This is a genomic window from Fischerella muscicola PCC 7414, assembly GCF_000317205.1.
GTDB lineage: Bacteria > Cyanobacteriota > Cyanobacteriia > Cyanobacteriales > Nostocaceae > Fischerella > Fischerella muscicola.
In genome coordinates this window covers 1-4,380 of record NZ_AJLK01000056.1, presented here as the reverse complement: position 1 = coordinate 4,380, position 4,380 = coordinate 1, and the positions used below count along the sequence as shown (strand labels likewise).

6 protein-coding genes, 1 tRNA gene and 1 pseudogene are annotated in these 4,380 nt (G+C 41.3%); 5 read left to right on the top strand and 3 right to left on the bottom strand.

The genetic code is table 11. The features are described 5' to 3' along the window. From UYI_RS38765 to UYI_RS0107755, 3 genes and pseudogenes are all read left to right on the top strand, one after another. Positions 1 to 385 (top strand): annotated as a pseudogene (locus tag UYI_RS38765) (hypothetical protein); the annotation flags it as partial. Between the two features lie 49 nt (positions 386 to 434). After that, positions 435 to 1,391 (top strand): TIGR04168 family protein, encoded by a 957-nt coding sequence (locus tag UYI_RS0107760; protein WP_016866110.1) that lies wholly within the window; start codon positions 435 to 437, stop codon positions 1,389 to 1,391. Between the two features lie 74 nt (positions 1,392 to 1,465). Further along, positions 1,466 to 1,550 (top strand) — tRNA-Ser (locus UYI_RS0107755). A 50-nt stretch (positions 1,551 to 1,600) separates the two neighbouring features. On the opposite strand, the gene UYI_RS0107750 is transcribed toward UYI_RS0107755, so the two are convergent. Next, a complete protein-coding gene (locus UYI_RS0107750) occupies positions 1,601 to 1,954 on the bottom strand; it encodes a four helix bundle protein (protein ID WP_016866109.1) in 354 nt (117 codons plus the stop codon). A gap of 55 nt (positions 1,955 to 2,009) precedes the next feature. After that, entirely contained in the window at positions 2,010 to 2,720 is a 711-nt protein-coding gene (locus UYI_RS0107745; RefSeq protein ID WP_016866108.1) for a hypothetical protein, read from the bottom strand. Between the two features lie 261 nt (positions 2,721 to 2,981). On the opposite strand from UYI_RS0107745, the gene UYI_RS0107740 reads away from it, so the two are divergent. Then, positions 2,982 to 3,251, top strand: coding sequence for a hypothetical protein (locus tag UYI_RS0107740; RefSeq protein WP_026085813.1), 270 nt, complete (start codon positions 2,982 to 2,984; stop codon positions 3,249 to 3,251). A gap of 140 nt (positions 3,252 to 3,391) precedes the next feature. Continuing rightward, complete coding sequence (locus UYI_RS38760; RefSeq protein ID WP_326930403.1) at positions 3,392 to 3,706, top strand: type II toxin-antitoxin system VapC family toxin; 315 nt, start codon at positions 3,392 to 3,394, stop codon at positions 3,704 to 3,706. A gap of 54 nt (positions 3,707 to 3,760) precedes the next feature. Here the strand turns inward: UYI_RS38760 and UYI_RS32170 are convergent. Next, on the bottom strand, positions 3,761 to 4,380 hold a 620-nt coding region (locus UYI_RS32170), incomplete at its 5' end, for a phosphatase PAP2 family protein (protein WP_016866105.1).

Sequence of the window (4,380 nt, the reverse complement as noted above, 5' to 3'; positions counted from 1 at the left end):
CTACTTAAGTAACTTTGAAACTGCGATCGCTCTCGATACAGTTAGAAATGAATATATGCTGCACAGACAAATTCATCAATGGTTTGTGCAGGGTAATCAAACAAGTAATTTAGACGCATTGAATGAAAAAGTTTATGCCGAACTGTTTTTCACTCCGAGTTCCGATCCTTGGTTAGGACTCGCACCCGATGATGTTTATAGTGCAATTGATAATGATGGTGTGAAGTGCCAGTTATCAGATAAGTTTATCCTCCGCCTCAAGCCGGGGTATTTCGTGGTAATAATTAGCCCATTACCGATTACCAATTACCAATTACCAAAGTTGGCGGGCTATCAAAACTCCTACCCCTCGAAAGAGATTAGTTCTCCCGCCGACTTTTGGTGAAATCATAAGACAATTTTGGGAGTTGTGCCAAAATCTTTATGGATTGCCTATGCTGGAAGCATATGGCAAGGAAAGTGGCATGACCAGTCAGACAACTAATTCAAAAACATTGAAAATCGCTGTAGTTGGAGATGTTCACGACCAATGGGAAGTGGAGGATGGCAATGCACTGAAGCATCTTGGTGTTGACTTAGTGCTGTTTGTCGGGGATTTTGGTAACGAGTCGGTAGAAGTGGTAAGGGCGATCGCATCCCTTGATATTCCCAAGGCAGCGGTGATGGGAAACCACGATGCATGGTACACTGCCACAGAATGGGGACGGAAAAAGTGTCCCTACGACCGTTCTCAAGAAGATTGGGTGCAGGAACAGCTAGATTTATTAGGTGCAGCCCATGTTGGTTATGGGAAACTGGATATTCCTGCTTTTAACTTGACAGTGGTGGGGGGACGTCCCTTTACCTGGGGTGGGCCAGAGTGGCGATTCGCTGATATCTGCAAAGAACGTTATGGTGTAAAGGATTTGGATGAATCCGCCGCCCGGATTTTTACCGCAGTCAAGAGTGCTGCTTATGAAACAATTATTTTTGTGGGTCATAATGGCCCTTCTGGGTTAGGCGATCGCCCTGAAGATCCCTGTGGCAAAGATTGGCATCCTATCGGCGGTGATTTTGGTGATCCTGATTTAGCCGAGGCGATATCTTTAACTCTCACTGCTGGTAAAACCGTTCCCTTGGTGACATTTGGTCATATGCACCAGACGTTACGACACACCAAAAAAGTATTGCGAAAGCGTGTGTTTAGAAGTCCAGAGGGGACAGTTTACTTAAATGCAGCGGCTGTGCCAAGAATCGTGGATAGTGATGGTCAAAAATTGCGGAATTTTTCAATTGTCCTGCTGGAAGATAGTGTAGTTTCCCAAGCTTCTAGTGTCTGGGTTGGCAACGACTACAAAGTGGCTGAAGAAATTTTGTATGAAAAATCCCGTTCAGTAGTGCAAACTGCATGAATTTGAGTTATAATGATTTACTGGTCAGCTTTTTTAGCTGACAGCTGACGAAGTATATTTCGGCAGCTTTTTTTGGAGAGGTGGCAGAGTGGTCGAATGCGCTCGACTTGAAATCGAGTGATGTGAAAGCATCCGTGGGTTCGAATCCCACCCTCTCCGCTTAACAATTAAAAATTAAAAATTAAAAATTAAAAATTGGGAGAACGTCACTACTTGGAGTCTTTGGTGGAGACTATGATTGCACCAAGAATACGTGTCAGTTCTTCGGCTTCGGTCTGGAGTTGGCTAATCCTTTCTTGAGGTATTATTTCAGATGCAACGAGTAATTTTAGCCAATACCGAGTTTCACGTGATTCTTTGAGCGCAATCATCATTTTGCCAATAAAATCTGCTTTACTTTGTGCTGCTTGCGCTTCTTCTACATTAGCTCCAATAGATGTTCCTGACCTTAACAATTGTTGAGCAAGGGTTCGCCCTACTCCTGGTTTATCATCTAAAAACTGGCACAATTTGACTATGCGAATTGAGAAAGTAAACGTGCGATCGCAAATATCTTTTTTCACAAATGAAAGTTAATTAATACCAAATTTATCGGAGTAGATGCATTACCAATGTAGTTTAACGGAAACCCAATATTTCTGAAATCGCTGCTATAATATCGAGATAAATACTGCCACCTTTTACCGACCGCAACAATTCAAAATTAGTTTTAGGATCACCAAAAAAAGGTCTAAGAGTCCATCCTAACTGCATACCAACAAAGGCATAAAGGAACAACCAAGATCTTAAAATAGTAGTGCGAGTCCCTTTACCAACTTCATCTTGTTGAGAAAGTAACTGCATTCCTTCATAAAGAAATTTCACACCAAAAGAACCTGTAATCGCAAAAACTAACACATTCAAAAGTTTAAAAAATTGATACGAATCGGGAGCTGTGATTAAGAAAAATAGTGTGACTGGAGCCAAACTAAAAAGCAGAACACTAATCACTGCCATAGCTGTGAGCAACACTACCAAATGCTGTTGAATGGTGCTACGAGAACCAAATAAAACATTAAAAAAGTACAAAGTTGGCAAACAGATTATGAGCGTTAATAAGTATAAAATTGGTAATTTAATCGCAGCAGATAATGCTTGCATCCAACTGTGAGATGCACCAATAATCGCACCATAAATAGCAAAGAAAATAGAACTAGTAACTAACAGAGAACTTGCTTTGCTTTCTAATCTCGTTCTTTGTCGAATTTCTTCTAGAAAAGCTTGGCGATCGCGCAGTAAGCCAATCAGTACCACAAAGTATCTTGTTCCCTGAGATTGCCGCATACTCATGTTATCTTCACACCTTTGTTATTGAGTGATCAATCCGAAAAATCACTGCCAAACGTATACTTATTAAGTATCAATTCAGCCAAGGATATAAATGATAACAATCATAACAAGTCGGCAAAGTCGTTTTTCGGAAATTCTTGATTGCTTTCTAAGAAAAAACACCGCTTGAGATGTTCTCAGTCGTCCCCTCTTTCCCTATCTCAACCCAGGCTTGTAGTATCGTGCTACTATTGCTTGTAAACCTTACTGGAAGGTCAAGCTATGACTAGACTAAACACGATGCTAGATTTACCTGATGACTTGTATACAGGATTAGAACAATTAGCTAAGGCTAAAAATACCTCAATTAATGACCAAATCATCACCATACTAAAGAAAGGCTTAGCTACAGAACTACAGCAGACTGAAGAACAGCGACGACAAAATGTACCAAAACTTTTGGAAGAACTTCGTAAGCGTCACCGTGTAAATCCATCTGATTTCGGGTTACCTGATAGTACTGAACTTATCCGAGAAGACCGTAACAGATGACGACCATTTTTAGATGTGTGGTGTATACTAGCGTATGCATTAAACAATTTATTGCTGACCCACTCACACCCAAAGTTAATCAACTATTTAACTACCTGACTAATCCAGAAACTGAATTTTTTGTACCTGATCTGTTTTAGATCGAGTGTGCAAACGTCCTATGGAAATATGTCCGTGCAGGAATGTATACTGCTGCTCAAGTTCAGGCAGATTTAGCTACTCTCAAAGCATTTCCCCTGCGTGTGGTTTCCACAGCTGACTTAATGGCAGATGCTGTGAGTATCGCCTTGACTTACGGAATTTCTGCTTACGATGCTTCTTATGTTGCGCTTTCACAGCAGGTTGCTGCTACGCTACTAACTTTAGACCAGCGGCTGGTGAGAGCTTTAGCCACTTCATCTTACAATGTTTGCTTGTTCAATGAGTTTGAGGTTCCACCTTTACCTGGAATTTAGGAACTGCTAACACTCAAGCTTTCACATAGGAGAATTTATCGGTTGCGAACTTTGCTAATTGGATTGTGAATGTCTACCCGACATCCTGTATATTCGCCACGTTTCCAAACTCAGAATACAGGTCATCAACCAGACTATACCCGCCGCATAACCAGCTATGACATCGGTAGGCCAATGTACGCCTAAGTAAAGCCGACTAAAACCAATTGCTATAATTAATATCATGGTGAGTGTAAAAATCCATGCTCGCCAACGAGGATATCGCTTTGCGATCAAATAGCCAATGAAACCATAAATCACTAATGAAATCATCGGATGACCGCTAGGAAAGCTGTATTGACCGACGTCAACGATACGATTCCACAGTTGCGGGCGCGCTCTACCAAATAGTACTTTTATTAAATAATTTAAGCCGATCGCACCAACTGCGGCTATACCCAAAGTGGTTGCTTGCGAACGATGGCGATAATAGAGTAATCTGATTGCTATTCCCAAACAAATCAGCAGCAATAATATTGGTTCACCCAGAAAAGTGATACCCAGCATAATGCGATCGCCTAATGGTGTATGCATCTGCCGAATTGCCAGTAAAATGCTTTGGTCGAACGTTTGAGTTTCTTGTTCTAGAACTTCATCGGCGATTTGAGCAAATACCCACAAAGCTAGGGCTGAAA